The sequence below is a fragment of the Brevibacterium sp. LAARM2_SD2 genome (genome assembly GCF_057364785.1).
Genome location: NZ_JBNFOM010000058.1, coordinates 1 through 1,294, shown reverse-complemented (window position 1 = coordinate 1,294; position 1,294 = coordinate 1). Strand labels below are relative to the sequence as shown.

The 1,294-nt window shown below is 60.4% G+C and carries 1 pseudogene; it reads right to left on the bottom strand.

Features of this window, described 5'->3' with window-relative positions:
• Positions 1 to 37: 37 nt before the first annotated feature.
• A pseudogene (locus AC2W7K_RS18055) lies at positions 38 to 1,171 on the bottom strand (IS1249 family transposase); the annotation flags it as partial.
• Between the last annotated feature and the right edge of the window lie 123 nt (positions 1,172 to 1,294).

Sequence of the window (1,294 nt, the reverse complement as noted above, 5' to 3'; positions counted from 1 at the left end):
GGGTTATAGGCCAAAAAGTGTGTCCGTGCCGGGTGTGTCACCGACGTCGTCCGCCCCATCCTGACTGGATACCGATCCCGTCTTCCCACGAGAACCCCGTGTCATAGACGGCGGGACCTACAGGCTCGGCGACCGGCTCCTTCAGAGGCGTTGTCGCTAGCGTTTTCAGTTGCGACTTCGCCAGAGTCCACGGGTCACTGTGGGCCTGTGTTCGGTCCCATAAGTACCAATCCACGGCTCGTCGTCCGTGGTCTTCAGACAGTCCGCGGTGGTGACGTTTGAGATGCTTGATGCCAGCGTTGATACCGCCTTCTAACGCGTTCGTCGTCTTCGCGATCACGACCCCTTCGTCGGCGGCCTCGAGCCAGGTGAACAGATGGTTCTTCGCGATGAGTTTGGCCAGGAACCCGTGGGCCCGGCGCGTGCGCAGATGCGTGTACCACCATGTCTGCCCGGGCCTGACGTGGGCGGGTCTGCTCGTGCTGGAGCGGGCATAGGTTCGCTGTTTGAGCATACGGTCCCATTTCGCTTCCCATGTCGCGAACTCGGCCAGCCACGCTGCAGCCTGATCCCACGTCTGGACTTTCGACAGGGCCCGGTAGATCGCTTGAAGTTCCTTGTTCGCCGGCAGGGTCGGCGTCCTCGTCAAATGCGTGTTACAGGCGTGCTGGATATGGAAGTAACAGCGTTGGATTCGTGTCTGTGGCCAGAGTCTCTCGATCGTCGTTGTCAACGGCCCGTTGCCATCGACGATGGCGTAGCGGGGTGCAGGGATGGTTGAGATGAGTGCCGTCCAGGACGCGGTCTTTTCGTGGTCGCACCATTGCCAGTCGATGACGTGAGTGCCGGTGTAGGCGATGAGGACGCACCACCCGTTGGTGTAGGTGCCATCGAGCATGATCTGATCATGGATTTCAGAGGTCGGGGACACTGTTGGGTGGATCGTCCAGCACCAGGATGTGCGGCGCCGGAACGTTCGGGGGCTGCCCAGTGGTGTGTGGGCTGGTTGTGGTGCTGGTCCCAGGAGCCAGTCGAGGAAGGCGCGCAGTTCGAATCGTTGTGTCGATCCTCGGCGTTTGGCGCTGCTGGAGGCTCCGCAGGCGGGACACCTGTACCGGGTGGTTCCGGCCTTGGTCGTGCCGTTCTTCTTCAGCGTTGTCTGACAGATCTGACATTTCGGTCGATTGCAAGCACCCTACGAATGCTAAGCGATCAGAGCTAAGCAATCAGGTGATTGTCCTTGGTGTGGCTGGGATCCGGGACGATCACGGACACACTTTTTGGCCTATAACCC